This is a genomic window from Oleiphilus sp. HI0043 (assembly GCF_001634935.1).
Genome location: NZ_LWEY01000867.1, coordinates 1 through 692, shown reverse-complemented (window position 1 = coordinate 692; position 692 = coordinate 1). Strand labels below are relative to the sequence as shown.

Here is a 692-nt window from a genome sequence, read left to right as displayed (position 1 = left end):
ACGTTCTTCCCAGTCATCCAGAAATTCGAAAGCCTCAAGGATATCGGCATCCGTAGTTTCGGTACCAAAAGGGTTGTTTTTAAACATGTCTGGATTAGCAGCTTGACTCATTAATACGACCTAAAGTGATAAACGATGATTCCGAGGGCGGGATTATATCATACAGATCGAGGCTTTCTTAAGGGGTGATTTTACCCTGTTAACATGCTGTATGTAGGTCGGGCTTTAGCCCGACAATGCAGGAACTTGGTATTAGTTGTGAGTTAGAGTATGCCTCGGAGATTGTCGGGTTGAACCGCGGCCTACAACATACCCAACTCTAATTTCGCTTCATCGGTGAGCATGTCGTTACTCCAGGGAGGGTCGAATACTAGCTCTACGCTGACTTTGTCTACGTTCGGTACTTGGCCAACTTTACGCTCGACATCGGCAATCATGGATGGCCCCATACCGCAGCCAGGGGCAGTGAGGGTCATGTTGATTTTGACTTCATTTTCTACAACTTTGCAGTCATAGATAAGACCGAGCTCGACCATATTAACCGGAATTTCAGGGTCATAGCATTCACGTAAGGCTTCCCATACCTGGTCTTTACTAACGCTGCCATCGGAGGGGGTTTCAAAACTGGATACAGCCACTTCTTTGCCTAGCGCATCAGCATCTTTGCCTTCAATGCGTGCAAGGTTACCATT

The 692-nt window shown here is 46.8% G+C and carries 1 protein-coding gene; it reads right to left on the bottom strand.

What is annotated here, in order from left to right; translation table 11 throughout:
- Window positions 1-302: 302 nt before the first annotated feature.
- Window positions 303-692, bottom strand: a 390-nt coding sequence (locus tag A3729_RS09795; protein WP_068633758.1) for an iron-sulfur cluster assembly protein, incomplete at its 5' end; no start/stop codon positions are given.